This is a genomic window from Arthrobacter sp. BG3, from assembly GCF_056680185.1.
Window position 1 is genome coordinate 3825585 of sequence record NZ_CM155270.1, and the last position, 19445, is coordinate 3845029.

Below are 19445 nucleotides of genomic sequence, written 5' to 3' on the forward strand. Positions count from 1 at the left end.
CCGGCCGCGGCCAGGGACGCCGCGGCGAGGGACGCAGGCGTCAGTCGATGTCTTCGATGACGGTGCCGAAGGGGAGCGTCTCGTCCAGGTGCGCCTGGTGGCCGGTGGGGCCGCGGTTGAAGCAGACCCGGACACCGTGCGTCTTGTCCGCCGCCGACTGCATCAGAATGGGCCGGACCGTGTTGATGAAACTCTCGCTCTTGCCGGCGAGATACTCCTGGTAGCTGGCTGGAAGCTGGATCATGGCAACAGGATAGTCCTGCGCGGGCGCGTTGGGGAGGGCCGGAGGTCACCACCCCAGACCGGCCCGGGCGGCGTCCCGGAGCGAAGAATGTTCTATCCGGGGCCGAAATATGCCGTAAAGGTGCGTCTTAATTCGGGAACGGACTTGTCCGCCCTCCGGGTGGCCCGTAGAGTTCTATCCAAGTTACCTCAGTAACGTGTCAGCGATCCTCCGCTGAAGGCCAGCCCCACGGCGGCCCAGGAGGGTGTGGGTGCCCCCATGTGGGCCTGACATTTGCTCACGGACAACTTCGTATCAGGCGTAACAGTCGCGGCTGCGTCCTGCTGGAGTTCCCTCCGTGTTCCCCAAACTCAATTCACCGACGGCACCCGTTTTTGGGCAGAGCTGTCGGTGTTCACAGCCAAGGACGCAAATGTCTCCACCTAGCCTTATTGACATCCACCCAAATCTTGTTGGCACGGCGCCCGTTGCGCTGTCCTATGAGCTGTTCCCGCCGCGGTCGCCCGCAGCCGCGGAATCGCTCTGGAGGACCATCGGCGAGCTGGAAGCCACGGACCCGGACTACGTGTCCGTGACGTACGGCGCCAGCGGCTCCAACCGGAACACCGCCGTCGAACTCATCAACCGCCTCGTCCAGGAGACCACGCTGCGGCCGCTGGCCCACCTGACCTGCGTGGGCAACTCCCCGGAGGAGCTCGCCGAGATCATTGGTGAACTGCTCGACGTCGGCGTGCGGGGCATCCTGGCCCTGCGCGGCGACCAGCCCAAGGACGGCGGCGTCCCTCCCGAGGGATCGCTGCGCTACGCCCAGGACCTGATCGAGCTCATCCGCCGCGTCGAACAGCGCCGCTCCGCCCTGCTGTGCGCCGGGAAGGTGGCCGTCGGCGTCGCCGCGTACCCCACCCGGCACCCGGAGTCCCCGAGTGTTGCGCACGACGTCGAGGTGCTGCTCGCCAAGCAGCGCTCCGGCGCCGACTTCGCGATCACCCAGGTCTTCTTCCACACCGAGCAGTACGCGGACCTGCTGACCCGGGCCCGCCGGGCCGGCGTCACCATCCCGATCATCCCGGGCGTCATGCCGCTCACCAGCATCCGCCGGGTCACCCGCCTCGGCGAGCTGACCGGCGTCGAACCGGACCCGGCACTGATGGGGCGGCTTGCCGCCGCGGACAGCGACATCGAGCGCACCCGCATCGGGGTCAGCGCCACCGTGGACCTGGCCAACGCGGCCCTGGACGCCGGCGCCCCGGGACTGCACCTCTACACCTTCAATGAACACACCGCGGCTCTCGACGTGCTGGACAAGCTGGCGCTGCCCCGGCCGCGCCGCAACCACCTGCGCTCGGCCGGCGGCCGCCAGCTCGCCAGCTGACGGCGCCTGGAGCGCCTCACAACTTCCCTCCGCTCCACACCACCAACGCTTAGGACTTCCCATGACTGAAAACAACTCTCTCAGCCCCACTCCGTTCCCGTCCGCGTCGATCCTGGGCTACCCGCGCATCGGCCGCCGCCGCGAGCTCAAGAAGGCCGTAGAGGCCTACTGGGCCGGCAAGATCGACGCCGCCGCCCTGGACGCCGCCGCCAAGGACATCCAGCTCGGCACCGCCCGGCGCCTCCAGGACCTGGGCCTCACCGAAGCCGCCGCCGTCCCCGGCACCTTCTCCTACTACGACCAGGTGCTCGACGCCGCCGCCCACCTCGGCGCCGTACCGGCCCGCTTCGGCAACCTCCTGAACGCCGAAGGCCAGCTCGACATCGACGGCTACTTCACCCTGGCCCGCGGCACCAAGGACCAGCAGCCGCTGGAAATGACCAAGTGGTTCGACACCAACTACCACTACCTCGTCCCGGAAATCGGCCCGGAGACCAACTTCTCGCTGGCCTCCAACCGCATCGTCGAGGACTTCGAGTACGCCCTCGCCAACGGCGTTGAAACCCGCCCGTACATCGTCGGGCCGGTCACTTTCCTGCTGCTGAGCAAGGCCTCCGACGACGCCCCGGCCGGCTTCAGCCCGCTCTCCCGCCTTGAGGACGTCCTGCCGGTCTACACCGCCCTGCTGGAGCAGCTGGCCGCCGCCGGCGCGAGCTGGATCCAGCTCGACGAGCCCGCCCTCGTGGTGGACCAGGACATCCCGGCCGGGGAAATCCAGGCCGCCGTCGCCCGCTCCTACGAGGTCCTCTCCGCCGCCGCCAGCCGCCCGCAGCTGTTCGTCTCCACCCCCTACGGGGCGCTCAACGGCCAGCTCGGCACGCTCGCCACGACCGGCATCGACGCCCTGCACCTGGACGTCTTCAAGGGCGAAGTTCCCTCCGCCGCGGCCCTCGCCGCCCTGGGCGAGACGACCCTCGTCGCCGGCGTCGTGGACGGCCACAACATCTGGCGCAACGACCTCGCCGCCTCCGCCGGGAAAATCGCCGAGCTGAAGAAGTCCGTCGCCAAGCTCGCCGTCAGCACCTCCACCTCCACCGCGCACGTCCCGCACGACGTCGAGGAGGAAGTCCAGCTCTCCGCGCAGCTGCGCAGCTGGCTCGCCTTCGCCGACCAGAAGACCACCGAGGTGGTCACCCTCGCCGGCCTGCTGACGGACCCGGCAGCTGTCCAGCCGGCCATCGACGAGGCCACCCGCATCATCGCCGACCGCGCCACCGCGGAAGGGGTCCGCCGCGCCGACGTCCGGGCTCGCACCGCCGCCCTGACCGACGCGGACTTCAACCGCTCGGACTACGCGGTCCGCGAAGCCGCGCAGAGCCAGGCCCTGCACCTGCCGCCGCTGCCCACCACCACCATCGGCTCGTTCCCGCAGACCGGTGAAATCCGCACCGCCCGGGCCCGCGCCAACCGCGGGGACCTCAGCACCGGGCAGTACGAACAGCTGATGAAGGGTGAGATCAAGCGCGTCGTGGAGCTACAGGAAGAACTCGGCTTCGACGTCCTGGTCCACGGCGAGCCCGAGCGGAACGACATGGTCCAGTACTTCGCCGAGAACCTCGAAGGCTTCGACGTCACGGTGCACGGCTGGGTCCAGTCCTACGGCTCACGCTGCACCCGTCCCTCGATCCTGTGGGGCGACGTCACCCGCAGCGCCCCCATCACGGTGGAATGGGCCAAGTACGCGCAGTCCCTCACCAGCAAGCCGATGAAGGGCATGCTCACCGGCCCGGTGACCATCCTGGCGTGGTCCTTCGTCCGCGACGACCAGCCCCTCGGCGAGACCGCCAACCAGGTGGCCCTCGCGCTCCGCGACGAAATCGCCGACCTCGAAGCCGCCGGCATCAAGATCATCCAGGTCGATGAGCCCGCCCTGCGCGAACTCCTGCCGCTGCGCAAGGCCGACCAGGCCGCGTACCTGGACTGGTCGGTGAAGTCCTTCCGCCTCGCCACCGCCGGCGCCGGGGACGCCACCCAGGTCCACACCCACCTGTGCTACTCGGAGTTCGGCGCCATCATTGACGCGATCGACGGCCTCGACGCCGACGTCACCTCGATCGAGGCCGCGCGCTCCCGGATGGAGGTCGTCCACGACCTCGAGTCCCACGGCTTCGGCCGCGGCGTGGGCCCGGGTGTCTACGACATCCACTCGCCGCGCGTCCCGGGCGAGCAGGAAGTCACCGAACTGCTCAGCACCGCCGTCAAGCACGTCCCGTCCCGCCAGCTCTGGGTCAACCCTGACTGCGGCCTGAAGACCCGCGGCTACGCCGAGACCGAGGAGTCCCTGCGCAACCTGGTCACCGCCACCAGGGCCGTCCGCGCCGAACTGCTGGAAGCTGCCAGATAGCGGGCAGCCAACCGAGGGCTGGCTCAGCCAACCGGCTGAACCAACGACGGCGGCCGGTCACCTTTCACAGGTGGCCGGCCGCCGTCGTACGTTTCAGGATTCCCAGAGGATCTCGTCGTCCACGACGCCGTCCTCGTCCGCGGAGGCCACCAGGACCTCGTCGGTGAAGTGCTTGCCGAGCGTGAAGTCCAGCACGAAGTAGCGTTCCGGCTGGCCGGGGAAGATTCCCACATGGCCCAGCTTCAGCGCCTTGAGGAACACCGCGTCGGTGAGCTGGTCCTTGTCCTCGACACCGAAGACCGCCTTGAGGTGCTCGTCCTTGATCGCGCTGCAGTGGAAGTGCCGGTACTCCTGCGGGCTGGTGCCGTCCTGCTCGAGCTCCTCGGCGATCATTTCGCGGACCTGGTCCACAAGTTCAGGCAGGAAGCGCAGCCGGTGGTCAACTTTGTGCAGGGCCGCTTCGTCGAAGTGGTCATGCGCGTTGACATTCAGGTCAAGCTCCACGATCTGGCCCGCCAGTTCATGCTTGGCGGTGAAGTTGTGGTCCCTGCCGTGGTTGAGCTCGACCTCTCCGAAGTGCTTGCTCGCTACCTTGTTCATACCCTCAACATAGTCCTCAAAACCGCCCCATTCCAGCATTCCCAAGGTTTTATCCGGTACCGCACCCCTCCGGACGCCCGGTGCCGGTACATTGAGCGGATGCAAAACGTTGCCCCCGCCGTCGCCCGCGCCCGTGAACTTTTCGACACCGGGGCCACCCGTCCGCTGGCCTGGCGGCTGGAGCAACTGGCCAGCCTGCGCCGGATGCTGGCCGAGCGCCGCACGGAATTTGCCAAAGCCCTGGGCAGCGATCTGGGCAAGCACGGCACCGAGGCCCTGCTGACGGAAATCGGATTTGTCACAGCCGAAACCGGACACCTGGAAAAGCACCTGGAGGCATGGCTGCGGCCGCGCCGCGTGCCCGTGCCGCTGGCGGTCCAGCCGGCCAGGGCCTGGACCGAGCTGACCCCGCTGGGCGTTGTGCTGGTGATCGGCCCGTGGAACTACCCGCTGCAGCTGCTGCTGGCCCCGCTGGCCGGCGCCCTCGCCGCCGGCAACACCGTGGTGCTCAAGCCGAGCGAACACGCCCCCGCCACCTCGGCGGCCCTGGCCCGCTGGATCCCGGAGTACCTGGCCGGCGCGGCGGAGGTAGTCGAGGGCGGCATCCCGGAAACCGCCGCCCTGCTGGCGATGCCCTTCGACCACATCTTCTTCACCGGAGGGGAAGCCGCCGCCAAGGTGGTGCTGCGCGCCGCGGCGGAGAACCTGACACCGGTGACGCTGGAACTGGGCGGCAAGTCCCCGGCCTACGTGGACTCCTCCACGGACCTGGCCAAGGCGGCCAGGCGGCTCGCGTGGGGCCGCTTCCTGAACGCCGGGCAGACCTGCGTGGCGCCGGACTACATTCTGGCCACCGAGGAGGTGCTGGTTCCGCTGGAGCGCGAACTCGTCAAGGCGATCGGAGCACTCTTCGGCCCGGACTCCTCCCGCAGTGAGTCCTACGGCCGGATCGTCGATGACCGGCACTTCGCCCGGATCGCTGACCTCGCCGACAGCAGCACCGTGGTCCACGGCGGCGAACGGAACGCCGCCAGCCGCCACTTCGCCCCGACCCTGCTCCGGCCCGCGCCCGGGGACGCCGTCATGGGGGAGGAGATCTTCGGGCCGCTGCTTCCGCTGGTCCCGGTTGCCGGGCGGGAGGAGGCCATCCGTTTCATTAACGGCCGCGCCAAGCCGCTGGCGCTGTATGTGTTCAGCAACGACGCCGGAACCCGCCGGGAGTTCGCGCAGCGCACCTCCTCGGGCGCGCTCTGCTTCGACGTCCCGGCGGCGCACCTCTCGGTCCCGGGCCTGCCGTTCGGCGGGGTCGGCGGCAGCGGGATGGGCGCGTACCACGGCGAGCACTCGCTGCGGACGTTCTCGCACGAGCGGGCCATGCTGGCCAAGCCGTTGCGGCCGGACACCCTGGAACTGATCTACCCGCCGTACACCAGGACCAAGCACCGGATTATCAGCGCACTCGCCGGGGCAGGGCCGGGCCTCGGGAAGCGCCTGGGGAAGCTCCTCCGGAAGCGCTGACTCAGCCCTTTCGCGGGACGGTCGGGTTCGGCGCGGGCTTCAGGGCCGGGGAGTTGAAGGTGTCGGCCAGCAGTTCGACGAAGAGCTGGACCTGCGCGGTCTGTTTCTCATTGATCAGCAGGGCAAAGACGTTGCGGGCCAGCCGGATCTCGGGAACGTCCAGCACCACCACCCCGGCCGGGCGGTGCAGCAGGGCCAACTCGGGAACCAGCGCCGCGCCCAGCCCGGCCGCGGCCATCTCAAGGCTCGCGTGGAAGTCATCGCTGTAGGCCACCACCCGGGGGTGCAGGTTGCAGCTGGCAAAGAGCCGCTCGATGACAGTTGCGTCGGACGTGCCCGGGTGGTGCACAATCCACGGCATGTCGGAGAGGTGGTCCGCGGCGACCTTGGAATCCGTGCCGATGCCCCAGGCCGCGGGCAGCACCACACGGAAGTCGTCGTCGCCGATCCACTGCCGGTTCACGGTATGCGGCCAGGCGAGGCCGGACTGCCCCACCTGGTACACCAGGGCGACGTCGAGTTCGCCGCCGGTGCGCAGGCCCTGGATGGTCTGGGCAGGCTCCGCCACGGACACCCGCAGATCGATGCCGAGCTTCTTCCAGGCCGGGTTCGCCAGGATCCGCGGCAGCACATAGGTGGCCAGGCTGGGGAAGATCCCCAGCCGGAGTTCCTGCCGGGTGGTGTCCGCGGTGCGGGAGGCCGCCGCCATCAGTGCCTCGATGTCCGTGAGGACTTTGGCCGCATGCCGGGTCATGACCAGGGCGGCTTCGGTGGGCTGGATACTGCGGGCGGAGCGCTGGAACAGCTCGACGCCGGTGTCCCGTTCCAGCGCGGACATCTGCTGCGATACCGCCGACGCTGTGTAGCCGAGCCGGGTGGCGGCCGCCGCGAAGGAGCCCAGCCGGGTGACTTCGACGAGGGTCCGCAGATGGACGGGGTTAATCATGGGGGGGGGGTGCCCTTCGCCTGGGTTGCGGTGAGGCGGGACCGCAATCCCGCTTCATTCTGGCACATTTGCAGGGACAGAAAAGTTTGGAAGTCGCACACATCCGGCAGCCCCTCGGCGACGAATTGCCCGTAAGACGATTTACCAGGACGATCAGGCGAAGCCAACAGGAGCAGATCAGTGTCAGATGCAGCAGGGATCCCACAGGGCCGGCGGGTGGCCGTGATCGGCAGCGGGGTGGCGGGTCTGACCGCCGCGTATGTCCTGAACCGGCAGGACACCGTGACCCTGTTCGAAGCCGACTCGCGGCTCGGCGGCCACGCCCACACCCACGACGTGCCGCAGGCCGGCGGTCCGGTGCTCGGGATCGACACCGGCTTCATCGTGCACAATGAACGCACCTATCCCACGCTGCTGCGGCTTTTCGCGGAGCTGGGCGTCGAAACCCAGGACTCGGAAATGAGCATGTCCGTCCGCTGCGACGGCTGCGGCCTGGAATACGCCGGCGCCCGGGCCAAGGGCCGCGGCATCCTGCCCCGCCCCTCCACCCTGCTGCGCGGCAGGTACCTGCTGATGCTGCTGGAGGTGATGCGCTTCTACCGCCGGGCCCGCGCCCTGCTCGCCGAAACGCTTCCCTCAAACGAACCGGAACTGACCCTGGGCGAATTCCTGGCCCGGGAAAAGTTCAGCGGCTACTTCATCTCGCACTTCATGACCCCGATCGTCAGCGCCGTCTGGTCCTGCGACCCCACCACGGCGCTGGCCTACCCGGCCCGCTACCTCTTCACCTTCCTGGGCCACCACGGCCTGCTCGGCGTCTCCGGCTCACCGCAGTGGCGCACCGTCACGGGCGGCTCGCGCAGCTACGTGGAAAAAATTGCCGCCACCCTGCCGGAAATCCGCCTCGCCAGCCCGGTCACCGGGGTGAGCCGCCACGCGGAGGGGATGGAGCTGACCGTTATGACCGGTACAGGAACGCTGACCACCGAGACGTTCGACGCCGTCGTGATTGCCACCCACCCGGCCCAGGCGCTGGGCATGCTCACCGACGCCTCGGCTGCCGAGCAGGCCGCGCTCGGCGGGATGCCGTACTCGGTCAACCACACCGTCTTCCACCGCGATGACGCCGTGCTGCCGTCCAGTGACAACGCCAAGGCGTCCTGGAACTACCGGCTACCCTCCTGCGATGCCCGGCCGGACAAGGTCCTGGTCAGCTACGACATGACCCGGCTACAGCGCCTGGACCCCGCCGACGGCGGACGCTACATCGTCAGCCTGGGCGAATCCGAGCTGATCGCGGACCACGCCGTGCTGGAGCGCATGGTCTACGAGCATCCGCAGTACACCCCCGAATCCCTCCGGGCGCAGCAGCGGATCCTCGAACTCGGCGATGACCGGCTGGCTTTCGCCGGCGCCTACCACGGCTGGGGTTTCCACGAGGACGGCGCCCTCTCCGGGGTGAAGGCCGCGGAACGGCTCGGACGCAGCTGGGACGATCCCGCCGTCGCCCTGAACGAGGAGTACCGCGCCGTCGCCGTCGACCCGGACCTGCAGAGCGTCTCCGCGGAGGGCTCGTGAACGCCACCGCTGCCATCTACCGCACCTCCATCGCGCACGTGCGGCGCACCCCGCTGAAGAACGCCTTCACCTACCGCAGCTACAGCTGGTACGTCGACGTCGATCGGCTCCCCGCGCTGCCCCGCCTGCTCCGTCCGCTCGCCGGCTTCCGCGTGGCCGACCATCTGGGCGACCCCGGCGGCACGCTCCGCGGCAATGTGGAGGCGTTCCTGGCCACCCGGGGGATAGACCTCGACGGCGGCCGGATCACCATGCTGGCCAGCGCGCGGGTCTTCGGGCACGTCTTTAACCCGCTCAGCCTGTTCTGGTGCCACGACGCCGCCGGGGAGCTGCGCTGCGTCCTCGCCGAGGTGCACAACACCTACGGGGAACGGCACTGCTACCTCCTCGAAACCGACGCCGCCGGCCGGGCCAGCGTGCCGAAGGCGTTCTACGTCTCACCGTTCAACGACGTCGAGGGCCAGTACCGGATGAAACTGCCGGAACCGGCCGACCGGCTCGCCGTCTCGATCGTCCTGGAACGCGAGGGGCAGCAGCCCTTCATCGCCAGCATGGACGGCGAACGCCACGAGGCAAGCGTGCGGAACATCCTCGCCACGGCGCTCGCGGTCCCGCTGGCACCGCTGCGCGTCTCAGCGCAGATCCGCTGGCAGGGAATCAAGCTCTGGGCCCGCCGGCTGCCCATCGTCAAACGACCACACCACTCTTCACAGGAGGCAGTTCAGTGACCATGACCGAAGCGACCGGATCAGGCGCCGCCGCGCGCCGGACGAATGAGGCCGCAGCCCCCTACGCCGTCCCGCAGCCGCCCGCAGTGGTCGACGCCGCCATCTGGCCCAGCATCGCCACCGTCCCGTCAAGCCTCAAAGCACGGGTGGCCGGCCGGGCCGCGGACGCCATCTTCAAAGCCGCGGTCCGCCGGCTGCCGCTCGAGGTCCGCTACCCGGACGGCACTGTCCTGGGCAAGGCCGCCACACCCGGCGTGACGTACCCGGTCATGACCATGAACCGTCCCGGGGCCTTCGCGGCCCGGCTCGGCGACGGCGGGCTGATCGGCCTGGGCGAGTCCTTTATGGCCGGAGACTGGGACGCCGACAACCTCACGGCCGTGATGGAGGTCTTTGCCGCCCGCGTCGGGACGCTCGTGCCCGAGCCGCTGCAGAAGCTCCGGGCGTTCTACCTGCCCCGCCAGCCGCGGAAGGAACGCAACACCGAGCAGAACACCCGCTCGAACATCTCCCGGCACTACGACCTCTCCAACGAGCTCTTTGGCACGTTCCTGGACGAGACCATGACCTACTCCAGTGCGCTCTTCCCGGAATCGGGCGAGGCGCTGAAGTCCGTCGCCTGGGACGGTTTCCCGGCCGCGCAGCAGGCCAAGATCGACCGGCTGCTGGACAAGGCCGGCGTCACCCAGGGCACCCGGGTGCTGGAAATCGGCACCGGCTGGGGCGAGCTCGCGCTCCGGGCCGCCCAGCGCGGCGCCACCGTCTACTCCGTCACCCTTTCCAGCGAGCAGCAGGAACTGGCCCGCAAGCGCATCGCCGACGCCGGCTACACCGACGCCGTCACGATCGAGCTCAAGGACTACCGGGCCGTCGAAGGCGAGTACGACGCCGTCGTCTCCGTCGAGATGATCGAGGCCGTGGGCTTCGAATACTGGGCCACGTACTTCCAGACGATCGAACGCGTCCTCGCCCCCGGCGGGAAGGTCGCCATCCAGGCCATCACGATCGCCCACGACCGGCTCATGGCCACCCGCACCAGCTACACCTGGGTGCACAAGTACATCTTCCCCGGCGGCGTCATTCCCTCCGTCCGCGCCATCGAGGACATCACCGAGAAGCAGACCGGGCTGCGCGTGCGCGAACGCCTCGCCATGGGGGAGCACTACGCCCAGACGCTGCGGCTCTGGGAGGAGCGCTTCATGGCCCGCTCCGCCGACGTCCGGGCCCTGGGCTTCGACGAGATCTTCCAGCGCATGTGGCTGTTCTACCTCTGCTACTCCCGGGCGGGTTTCGAGACCGGGTACCTCGACGTGCAGCAGATCGTCCTGGACCGCCGGACAGTAGGCGAGGCCGGCAGCGGATCAGCCCAGTGATGGCGCCGTCCGCGGCGACTGACTGACAGCCGCTGTTAGACGCCTCACGCCGTGGAAGGCGGGCACCCCATGGGTGTCCGCCTTCTTCGTGTTTCCGGACACTACATCTAGTGCTTAACCGCACCCCGGACCCCGGTGCGTTCCGCCCGCGACACGCCGTCCACCACGCGACACGCAGGGGAGTTAATTGTGCAAAGGTACTCCACAGCCTGTGGATTTCGTCCTGCAAATTGGCGGAAATACGGACATTTTGAGGCACCCCGCCTGTGGACTGGCGGTGCATTAAATGACATACTTGTAATACATCATCTTGGGGTCCACATCGGGCTCTTGCACTACATGTAGTATCGAATTACAGTTCCAGCGGAGCAGCAGTGCTCGCCAGGCAAGCCAGTAACGGATCAGGATTCCTGTCCCGGAGCGGCCCGCCCGGACTACTGGCACCAGAGACTCAGCTCAACAGCCGCAGCTCCTGAGCAAGACACATTTCGCAGTACCAAAGACTTCAACAAAGGGGACAGGGACCATGACCGTAACGGTTTACACGAAGCCGGCCTGTGTTCAGTGCAACGCGACATACCGCGCGCTGGACAAGAAGGGCATCACCTACCAGAGCGTCGACATCTCGCAGGATGCGGATGCCCTCGAGCGACTGAAGGCCCTCGGCTACATGCAGGCACCGGTTGTCGTCACGGACCAGGACCACTGGTCCGGTTTCCGCCCCGACAAGATCGAGGAACTGGCGCAGGCCTACGCCGTCGCCTGAACCGCTTCGCAGAAAACACGTCAGATGAGGTGAGCGAGTCCATGGCACTGGCAACAGCCGCCACGACGCCGACAGCCGGCGCCGGGCCGGTGACGGCGGACGCCCGGAGCTCAGACACCGTCCGGACCACCCGCAGCCACCTCATCTACTTCTCTTCCACTTCTGAGAACACCGCACGCTTCGTCAGGAAGCTGGGCGTCGACGCGGCACGGATCCCCCTCCATCCGAGGGAACCCGCGCTCGTGGCCACCGAACCCTACGTGCTGGTGCTTCCCACCTATGGAGGCACCGGGGGAGAGGGATCCGTTCCGAAGCAGGTCATCCGCTTCCTGAACGATCCGCGCAACCGGCAACAGCTCCGGGGGGTCATCGGGGCGGGCAACACGAACTTTGGGGACAACTACTGCATGGCCGGCGACATCATCGCCGCGAAATGCCAGGTCCCGCACCTATATCGTTTCGAACTCATGGGGACGCCGGAAGACGTCAGCCGAGTACAACAAGGATTGGAAGAATTTTGGACACGACTGTCGCAAGAACAGAAGTAGCCGTGGAGAAGCACACCGTCCCCGGCGAGAAGCCGGTCATGCCGGCTGCCTTCCAGGGCCTGGGCTACCACGAGCTCAATGCCATGCTGAACCTGTACGGCCCGAACGGGGAGATCCAGTTCGAGGCCGACCGCGAGGCAGCGCACCAGTACTTCCTGCAGCACGTGAACAACAACACCGTGTTCTTCCACGACCTTGAGGAAAAACTCGACTACCTCGTCAAGAACGAGTACTACGAGCGCGAAACCCTCGACCAGTACACGATGAACTTCATCCGCGACCTCTACAACCGCGCGTACAAGAAGAAGTTCCGCTTCGAGACCTTCCTCGGCGCCTTCAAGTTCTACACGTCCTACACGCTGAAGACGTTCGACGGAAAGCGCTTCCTGGAGCGCTACGAGGACCGCGTCTGCATGGTGGCCCTGCACCTGGCCCGCGGCGACGAGCAGCTCGCCACCCAGATGGTCGATGAGATCATCGAGGGCCGCTTCCAGCCGGCCACCCCCACGTTCCTGAACGCCGGCAAGAAGCAGCGCGGCGAGCTGGTCTCCTGCTTCCTGCTCCGCATCGAAGACAACATGGAGTCGATCGGCCGTTCCATCAACTCCGCGCTGCAGCTGTCCAAGCGCGGCGGCGGCGTGGCGTTCGCGCTGACCAACATCCGCGAGGTCGGCGCGCCGATCAAGCAGATCGAGAACCAGTCCTCCGGCGTCATCCCCGTGATGAAGCTCCTCGAGGACAGCTTCTCCTACGCCAACCAGCTCGGTGCCCGCCAGGGTGCCGGCGCGGTGTACCTGCACGCGCACCACCCGGACATCTACCGCTTCCTGGACACCAAGCGCGAGAACGCGGACGAGAAGATCCGCATCAAGACCCTCTCGCTCGGCGTCGTCATCCCGGACATCACCTTCGAGCTGGCCAAGAAGGACGAGGACATGTACCTGTTCTCGCCGTACGACGTCGAACGCGTCTACGGCATGCCGTTCTCCGACGTCTCGGTCACCGAGAAGTACTACGAGATGGTGGACGATTCCCGGATCAAGAAGACCAAGATCAAGGCGCGCGAGTTCTTCCAGACCCTCGCCGAGATCCAGTTCGAATCCGGCTACCCGTACATCATGTTCGAGGACACCGTGAACCGGGAAAACCCGATCGACGGCAAGATCATCATGTCCAACCTGTGCTCCGAGATCCTCCAGGTCTCCCAGCCCACCACGTACCACGATGACCTGTCCTACGACCAGACCGGCAAGGACATCTCCTGCAACCTGGGTTCGCTGAACATCGCCAAGGCCATGGACTCGCCGGACTTCGGCCTGACCATCGAGACCGCCATCCGCGCGCTCTCGGCCGTCTCGGACATGTCCAACATCACCTCGGTGCCCTCGATCGCCCGCGGCAACGACCAGAGCCACGCGATCGGCCTCGGCCAGATGAACCTGCACGGCTACCTGGCCCGCGAACGGGTGCACTACGGTTCCGAAGAAGGCATTGACTTCACCAACATCTACTTCTACTCGGTGGTGTACCACGCGGTCCGCGCCTCCAACCGGCTGTCCATCCAGACCGGACAGACCTTCGGCGGCTTCGAGAAGTCCAAGTACGCCTCGGGCGAGTTCTTCGACAAGTACACGGACCGCGAATGGGTCCCGCAGACCGCCAGGGTTGCCGAGCTGTTCCAGAACATCCACATCCCCACCCAGGATGACTGGCGTGAGCTGAAGGCCTCCGTCATGGAGCACGGCATCTACAACCAGAACCTGCAGGCCGTCCCGCCGACGGGCTCGATCTCCTACATCAACAACTCCACCTCCTCGATCCACCCGGTGGCGTCCAAGATCGAGATCCGCAAGGAAGGCAAGCTGGGCCGCGTGTACTACCCGGCGCCGTACCTGACGAACGACAACCTGGAGTACTACCAGGACGCGTACGAGATCGGCTACGAGAAGGTCATCGACACCTACGCCGCCGCCACGCAGCACGTGGACCAGGGCCTGTCCCTGACGCTGTTCTTCAAGGACACCGCCACCACACGCGACATCAACAAGGCCCAGATCTATGCCTGGAAGAAGGGCATCAAGACCATCTACTACATCCGTCTCCGCCAGCTCGCGCTGGAAGGGACTGAGGTGGAAAATTGTGTCTCGTGTATGTTGTAATCAACTGAAGTAGGTTGATTTTCATTAGGGGATGAAATGATGGAAACGACGACGGCGGTGGGCGGCTTGGTTTACGGGATCCGGCTTCGGCGGGAGTTCGAGTACCGCTATGTCGGTATCACGACCAAGACGGCCAGTCGTCGTTTCCATCAGCACCTCCGAGTGGCGGCTGAGGGTCGCAAAACACCGTTCTACGATTGGCTCCGAAAACACGATCCGGCTGATCTCATCGTCGACGAGTTGGACTGGATCGAAGGCTTGCCCGAGCTTGGACAAGCCGAGATCGAGTGGATCAGCTACCTTCGACGCGAAGGGGACCGGCTGCTGAACCTGGCGGAAGGCGGTCTGGGGCCGACTGGTGTTGTGTGGACGGAAGAACAGCGCGAAGCCGCTCGCATCAGGAGCACGGGCCGTAAGGGGATTAGCCGGCCAGGAGCCGAGAACCCGTTCTATGGCGGCAAGCACAGCCTGGAGCAGCGTAAGAAGTGGGCGCAGGACCGCAAGGGAACTTACTCTGGACCGGAGAACCCGAACTTCGGGAAGTTCGGTCCGGACCACCCAGGATTCGGCCACTCGATGACCGAAGAAGCCCGCAATGCGCTCTCTGAAGCAAGGAAGGGTGCCGGCAACCCGAACTTCGGTAAGAAGGCCAGTGCGGAAACCCGTGCGAAAATGTCAGCAGTACGGAAGGGTCGTCCGATGCCTTCCAGCCAGCGCAGCGCCCATACCAGACATCACACCAACAAAGGCATCGAGAAAGCCGACTGCAGGTTCTGCGTCGAGGACTCAGCCAAACCCAGTCTCTCTTCAGAAAGCGAGTCGGAGTCATGACAGCAAAAGTAAAGCTTCTCACCCATGTTGACGCGATCAACTGGAACCGCATCCAGGACGAGAAAGACGTGGACGTCTGGAACCGCCTGGTCAACAACTTCTGGCTGCCGGAGAAGATCCCGCTGTCCAACGACGTTCAGTCGTGGGCGACGCTGACCCCGGACGAGCAGCAGCTCACCATGCGCGTGTTCACTGGGCTGACCCTGCTGGACACCATCCAGGGCACTGTCGGCGCCGTGTCACTGATTCCGGATGCGATCACCCCGCATGAAGAGGCTGTCTACACGAACATCGCCTTCATGGAGTCCGTGCACGCCAAGAGCTACTCCTCCATCTTCTCCACGCTGGCCTCCACTAAGGAGATCGACGAGGCGTTCCGCTGGTCCACCGAGAACGAGAACCTTCAGAAGAAGGCTCAGATCGTCATGGACTACTACCAGGGCGACGACCCGCTGAAGCGCAAGGTGGCCTCCACGCTGTTGGAGAGCTTCCTGTTCTACTCGGGCTTCTACCTGCCGATGTACTGGTCCTCCAGGGCCAAGCTGACGAACACGGCGGACCTGATCCGCCTGATCATCCGCGATGAGGCCGTGCACGGCTACTACATCGGCTACAAGTTCCAGAAGGGCCTGGAAGGCCTGTCCGAGGAGCGCAAGCAGGAGATCAAGGACTACACGTTCGAGCTGCTCTTCGAGCTGTACGAAAACGAAGTCCAGTACACGCACGATCTTTACGACTCCGTAGGCTTGGCCGAGGACGTCAAGAAGTTCCTGCACTACAACGCCAACAAGGCCCTGATGAACCTCGGCTACGAGGCCATGTTCCCGGCCTCCGTCACCGACGTGAACCCGGCCATCCTCTCGGCCCTGTCGCCGAACGCTGACGAGAACCACGACTTCTTCTCGGGCTCGGGTTCTTCGTACGTGATTGGCAAGGCTGTCAATACTGAGGATGACGACTGGGACTTCTAGTCCTCTGTAGATTGCCAAGCAACTTGGTCCTTTTGCCAAACTAGATGGTCCTGTGACAGCAAACTTGGTCCTTGGTCCTTTAGCTGTCACAGAGCCCACCAGTGGCATCCAGATCGGGGGCGATCAGTCGGCCAGCAAATCGCGACTTATTCTCGGGCTCGGGAATGAGCTACGCGATGGTCAACGCTGCCACAACCAACGACGACAACTCAGACTTCTACGCCGCCGCTGTGAGATGTCTGTGAGATTCCACGGTACTTGGCCATTTTCCAACTTAGATGGCCATGTTTCACAGTAGTTGGCCAACTGTTTCATACAGTTGGCCACCCGTGTGATCGAGTTGTGAGACTTCGACCTAGGAGCAAGTACGCCCTTCATCTTGGAAGCTCCGGGCCACCTATCAGGAAGATTTGCAAGTAGGCGGCCGGGCCGCTCTCGTCCACCCAGAAGTGGCAGGGTAGGTCTGGCGACTACTTCTCCTAGGTGGGTCAAACATATGTTCGCCCCTTGATCTACAGGCCCGCGTTACGGAGCGCTCTCACGAACCGAGGAACCCAAGCGATGTCCAAAGGATCCCCCTATGGAGCGGAGTCGTTCGCCTCCGCGGGCCAGTCTGAGCTGATCCCCGCCGTCGATCGTGGGGGAGGGCGCGTAGCCGTAAGCGATCCCGACGCCAGGCGGGTGTGGGTTGCCGCAGGTGGACGCTGCACCTTCTGCAAGGAGTTCCTCGCCGAGGACGAGACCACGGGTCAGCCTGTATACACAGGTCAACTGGCTCACATCGTGGGCGCTACCGCCGAAAAGGGCTCGCCGCGAGGGAGGAAGAGTTCCAAGACGCCCAGGGAACGGGCGCAGCCAGAGAATCTGATGCTGTTATGTGCTGGCGAGCATAAGGTCATTGACACCTTCGAGCACTGGGCGTTGTATGGCGAGGAGCAGTTGCTCGCATTCAAGACGCAGCACGAGCGGGACGTCCGCGAGCTGACCGGACTGCTGCGGAAGCCCAAGAGCACTGTGATCCGCGTGTCCGGTGACATCCGCGACCAAGCAGTCGACTTCAGCAAGCAAGCGGTGATCCGTGCTCTGCTGGAGGATCAGCGGTTCCCCGATTTCAGCCTCCATGACTACAGCCAGAACTGCGAGGTCGACCTCCGTGCCCAAGACGGCGAGGGCGACAGCGACCCCACCTACTGGAAGTCGACCGCCCTTACCCTCAAACAACGGCTGCGCCCACTGAAAAACCACTTGAAGACTTATGAGATCGACCACATCTCGGTCTTCGCACTCGCGCGCATCCCCATCCTCGTCCAGCTCGGCGCCTTGCTTGACGACGTCACCAACGTGACCGTTCACAACCGCCGCCGCGGAAGCGAACAGGGATGGGGCTGGTACGCGAAGGGCCCGACTGAGAACCTCCGTTTCGCCGTAACTGAGGTGCCCGGCGAGGGCGATCCGGTGGTCACATTCAGCGTCAGCGGGCCGGTTGACTTCGACGCACTCCCAGGAGAGCTGCAAGGCAAGCCGCGTTACGACATCCGCGTTGAAGGCGTGAAACTCAGCCCTGCGGTCCTTCGTAGCCCCGAGGACCTCGCCGGCTTGATCGAAACGTGGCGCGAGGTCCTGGCGACCCTCGAGACGAACCACCGAAACCGGCCGATCAGCTTGGTTCTCGCGGTCTGTGCCGCTGCCGCCGTCGAGATCGGCCGTGCCCACATGAGAGGAGCACACGCTCCGCTCCGGGTCTTCGATCGCATCGACAACACCTACGCCCTCACCCTCGAGACGAACTGATCGGGCCCCCGCCCTATTCCGACGAACCGACGAAAGCAGCCCCAGATGACCTTCCTCGCTGAGACCAAGGAAGAGCAGATCTCTCAGCTCATCGGCACCACCATCGAGCAGCTCGACATCACCGACGCTGCCTTCGAGGCTGCTGAGCGCTGCTACCACGACCTTGGCTCCCACCTCTCCGAGGCAAGCGCCGAGGTCCACGTCCAGGGCAGCTTCCTTCTCGGCACTGTTGTACGTCCGCACCACCGCGACGGCGAGTATGACTTGGACCTTGTTTCCCGTCTTGACGTGGCGAAGACCTCCATCACCCAACAGGAGCTGAAGGACCGGATCGGATCCTTGCTCGCCACGTACCACAAGGAGCACGACGGCGAGGCTTGCGAAAGCCCGAAGGAGATCTCCGAAGGACGGCGCTCCTGGTGCCTGCATTACGACAATTTCCACATGGACGTTTTGCCGGCCATTCCGGACGCCGCTTCCGCATCCGTGACGGCGATCGAGCTTACGGACCGTAACCTGCGGCTCTGGCAGAAGTCGGATCCGCTTGCGTACGTCGAGTGGTTCCGCGCACAGTGCGCCACGCAGTTCGAGGAAGAACGCGTCATGCTGGCCAAGTCCTTCGGGTCCGTTGAGGCCGTACCCAAGCACCGGGTGCGTACCCCGCTGCACCGCGTCGTGCAGATCCTCAAACGCCACCGTGACATCTACTTTGCCGACGACCTCGATGACCGGCCGCCCTCGAGCCTCATCACCACACTGGCCGGTCGGTCCTACCAAGGCGAGAAGGACCTCGTGACAGCGACATTGGCCGCAGTCCAGCGTATGCCCAACCACGTCGAGAGGCGCGGCGGGCAATACTGGGTGGAGAACCCAGCATGCGCGGGCGAGAATTTTGCGGACAAGTGGAACGACTACGAGGCCCGACGAATGAAGTTCGAAACCTGGCGAGCGGCGGTCGAAGAGGACCTCGCCGGCTTCGTGCAGGAGACGAACGGGGCGGTGGCCCTCCATCAGCGGATCGCGAAGGCTTTCGGCAATGAGCCGGTCGAGGAGGCCGTCAAGGCACTGGGAGCAAGGACCAACGTCGCTCGGGAGACAGGAAGAGTCCACTTCGCGAGCGGAGGGCTCCTCACGACAGCAGTGACTGCGACCGCAGTCCCGACCCATAGGTTTTTTGGTGGCGAGACCCCGCGGTAGGCAGCTGAGCATCACTCAGCAGGCCGTTTGCCTTCAACTGCGGTTTCCAGACGAGCGCCCGCCTGTGGTCAAAGCCGGCGCTATGATCTGGACAGTCAACCTGCAGCCAACGCCGATGAGCGTTCGGTACCAAGTTGCGATCCAGTACCGGCATCGTCAGCGCCCGAACGTTAAGGTCGTGGCCCCAGCACTCGAAACCCGCCAGCGTGAACCGCTGCCACATGTGTACCCAGGAAATGAGCTCTGCTTGTACTACAAGGACGAGTTCATTGGCACCGAGGACTTCATCGCCGACACGATCGTTCCTTGGACGAGTGAGTGGCTCTACTTCTATGAGTACTGGGTCACAAGCGGCGTCTGGTGGCGAGTAGCGCTTGTAGGTAGCGCTAGTCCAGGCATCTGGTAGCAAGATTCCGGGA

17 protein-coding genes are annotated in these 19445 nt (G+C 65.4%); 14 read left to right on the forward strand and 3 right to left on the reverse strand.

The genetic code is table 11. From position 1 onward, the window contains the following. Positions 1–40: 40 nt before the first annotated feature. Positions 41–244: a hypothetical protein gene (locus AC1MFL_RS17235; protein WP_479811396.1), complete on the reverse strand. Its 204-nt coding sequence runs from the start codon at positions 242–244 to the stop codon at positions 41–43. A gap of 412 nt (positions 245–656) precedes the next feature. Between AC1MFL_RS17235 and AC1MFL_RS17240 the strand changes: the two genes are divergently transcribed. Both AC1MFL_RS17240 and metE read left to right on the forward strand, forming a co-directional pair. Beyond that, positions 657–1616, forward strand: coding sequence for a methylenetetrahydrofolate reductase (locus AC1MFL_RS17240; RefSeq protein ID WP_479811398.1), 960 nt, complete (start codon positions 657–659; stop codon positions 1614–1616). A 61-nt stretch (positions 1617–1677) separates the two neighbouring features. Next, on the forward strand, positions 1678–4020 hold the full coding sequence (gene metE, locus AC1MFL_RS17245; RefSeq protein WP_479811400.1) for a 5-methyltetrahydropteroyltriglutamate--homocysteine S-methyltransferase: 2343 nt from the start codon (positions 1678–1680) through the stop codon (positions 4018–4020). Positions 4021–4113: 93 nt separating this feature from the next. Here the strand turns inward: metE and AC1MFL_RS17250 are convergent, their stop codons facing one another. Beyond that, the gene (locus tag AC1MFL_RS17250; protein ID WP_479811402.1) at positions 4114–4620 is read right to left on the reverse strand and encodes a DUF2004 domain-containing protein; all 507 of its coding nucleotides are present in this window, start codon (positions 4618–4620) and stop codon (positions 4114–4116) included. 99 nt (positions 4621–4719) lie between these two features. Between AC1MFL_RS17250 and AC1MFL_RS17255 the strand changes: the two genes are divergently transcribed. Next, positions 4720–6138 (forward strand): aldehyde dehydrogenase family protein, encoded by a 1419-nt coding sequence (locus tag AC1MFL_RS17255; protein ID WP_479811404.1) that lies wholly within the window; start codon positions 4720–4722, stop codon positions 6136–6138. Position 6139: 1 nt separating this feature from the next. Here the strand turns inward: AC1MFL_RS17255 and AC1MFL_RS17260 are convergent, their stop codons facing one another. Further along, positions 6140–7084 carry a LysR family transcriptional regulator gene (locus AC1MFL_RS17260; protein ID WP_479811405.1) on the reverse strand — a complete coding sequence of 315 codons (945 nt, stop codon included), beginning with the start codon at positions 7082–7084 and terminating at the stop codon, positions 6140–6142. 180 nt (positions 7085–7264) lie between these two features. Here AC1MFL_RS17260 and AC1MFL_RS17265 point away from each other — a divergent pair, with 180 nt between their 5' ends. The 11 genes from AC1MFL_RS17265 to AC1MFL_RS17315 all read left to right on the forward strand — a co-directional run bounded on the left by AC1MFL_RS17265 (position 7265) and on the right by AC1MFL_RS17315 (position 19432). Then, on the forward strand, positions 7265–8662 hold the full coding sequence (locus tag AC1MFL_RS17265; RefSeq protein ID WP_479811406.1) for an NAD(P)/FAD-dependent oxidoreductase: 1398 nt from the start codon (positions 7265–7267) through the stop codon (positions 8660–8662). Next, positions 8659–9390, forward strand: coding sequence for a DUF1365 domain-containing protein (locus AC1MFL_RS17270; protein ID WP_479811408.1), 732 nt, complete (start codon positions 8659–8661; stop codon positions 9388–9390). The genes AC1MFL_RS17265 and AC1MFL_RS17270 overlap by 4 nt, the downstream gene beginning before the upstream one ends. Beyond that, positions 9387–10763 (forward strand): class I SAM-dependent methyltransferase, encoded by a 1377-nt coding sequence (locus tag AC1MFL_RS17275; RefSeq protein WP_479811409.1) that lies wholly within the window; start codon positions 9387–9389, stop codon positions 10761–10763. Before AC1MFL_RS17270 ends, AC1MFL_RS17275 begins: the two co-directional genes overlap by 4 nt. A gap of 526 nt (positions 10764–11289) precedes the next feature. Then, positions 11290–11529 carry a glutaredoxin-like protein NrdH gene (gene nrdH / locus AC1MFL_RS17280; RefSeq protein WP_226759717.1) on the forward strand — a complete coding sequence of 80 codons (240 nt, stop codon included), beginning with the start codon at positions 11290–11292 and terminating at the stop codon, positions 11527–11529. A 41-nt stretch (positions 11530–11570) separates the two neighbouring features. Beyond that, positions 11571–12077, forward strand: a complete 507-nt coding sequence (gene nrdI / locus AC1MFL_RS17285) for a class Ib ribonucleoside-diphosphate reductase assembly flavoprotein NrdI (protein ID WP_479811410.1) — start codon at positions 11571–11573, stop codon at positions 12075–12077. Between the two features lie 38 nt (positions 12078–12115). After that, positions 12116–14236 carry a class 1b ribonucleoside-diphosphate reductase subunit alpha gene (gene nrdE, locus AC1MFL_RS17290; RefSeq protein WP_479815543.1) on the forward strand — a complete coding sequence of 707 codons (2121 nt, stop codon included), beginning with the start codon at positions 12116–12118 and terminating at the stop codon, positions 14234–14236. Between the two features lie 36 nt (positions 14237–14272). Further along, entirely contained in the window at positions 14273–15067 is a 795-nt protein-coding gene (locus AC1MFL_RS17295) for an NUMOD3 domain-containing DNA-binding protein (RefSeq protein WP_479811412.1), read from the forward strand. Beyond that, on the forward strand, positions 15064–16038 hold the full coding sequence (nrdF, locus tag AC1MFL_RS17300; RefSeq protein WP_479811414.1) for a class 1b ribonucleoside-diphosphate reductase subunit beta: 975 nt from the start codon (positions 15064–15066) through the stop codon (positions 16036–16038). The genes AC1MFL_RS17295 and nrdF overlap by 4 nt, the downstream gene beginning before the upstream one ends. Positions 16039–16599: 561 nt before the next feature. Further along, a complete protein-coding gene (locus AC1MFL_RS17305; RefSeq protein WP_479811415.1) occupies positions 16600–17829 on the forward strand; it encodes an SAVED domain-containing protein in 1230 nt (409 codons plus the stop codon). 45 nt (positions 17830–17874) lie between these two features. Next, complete coding sequence (locus tag AC1MFL_RS17310) at positions 17875–19026, forward strand: SMODS domain-containing nucleotidyltransferase (protein ID WP_479811417.1); 1152 nt, start codon at positions 17875–17877, stop codon at positions 19024–19026. Beyond that, positions 19007–19432 (forward strand): type II CBASS E2 protein, encoded by a 426-nt coding sequence (locus tag AC1MFL_RS17315; RefSeq protein WP_479811419.1) that lies wholly within the window; start codon positions 19007–19009, stop codon positions 19430–19432. Before AC1MFL_RS17310 ends, AC1MFL_RS17315 begins: the two co-directional genes overlap by 20 nt. Positions 19433–19445 lie beyond the last annotated feature (13 nt).

Coding starts and splice junctions, on each gene's coding strand:
- nrdI (WP_479811410.1), top strand. CDS start 11,571: ATGGCACTGGCAACAGCCGCCACGACGCCGACAGCCGGCGCCGGGCCG.
- AC1MFL_RS17305 (WP_479811415.1), top strand. CDS start 16,600: ATGTCCAAAGGATCCCCCTATGGAGCGGAGTCGTTCGCCTCCGCGGGC.
- AC1MFL_RS17235 (WP_479811396.1), bottom strand. CDS start 244: ATGATCCAGCTTCCAGCCAGCTACCAGGAGTATCTCGCCGGCAAGAGC.
- nrdE (WP_479815543.1), top strand. CDS start 12,116: ATGCCGGCTGCCTTCCAGGGCCTGGGCTACCACGAGCTCAATGCCATG.
- nrdF (WP_479811414.1), top strand. CDS start 15,064: ATGACAGCAAAAGTAAAGCTTCTCACCCATGTTGACGCGATCAACTGG.
- nrdH (WP_226759717.1), top strand. CDS start 11,290: ATGACCGTAACGGTTTACACGAAGCCGGCCTGTGTTCAGTGCAACGCG.
- AC1MFL_RS17295 (WP_479811412.1), top strand. CDS start 14,273: ATGATGGAAACGACGACGGCGGTGGGCGGCTTGGTTTACGGGATCCGG.
- AC1MFL_RS17260 (WP_479811405.1), bottom strand. CDS start 7,084: ATGATTAACCCCGTCCATCTGCGGACCCTCGTCGAAGTCACCCGGCTG.
- AC1MFL_RS17250 (WP_479811402.1), bottom strand. CDS start 4,620: ATGAACAAGGTAGCGAGCAAGCACTTCGGAGAGGTCGAGCTCAACCAC.
- AC1MFL_RS17310 (WP_479811417.1), top strand. CDS start 17,875: ATGACCTTCCTCGCTGAGACCAAGGAAGAGCAGATCTCTCAGCTCATC.
- metE (WP_479811400.1), top strand. CDS start 1,678: ATGACTGAAAACAACTCTCTCAGCCCCACTCCGTTCCCGTCCGCGTCG.
- AC1MFL_RS17255 (WP_479811404.1), top strand. CDS start 4,720: ATGCAAAACGTTGCCCCCGCCGTCGCCCGCGCCCGTGAACTTTTCGAC.
- AC1MFL_RS17240 (WP_479811398.1), top strand. CDS start 657: ATGTCTCCACCTAGCCTTATTGACATCCACCCAAATCTTGTTGGCACG.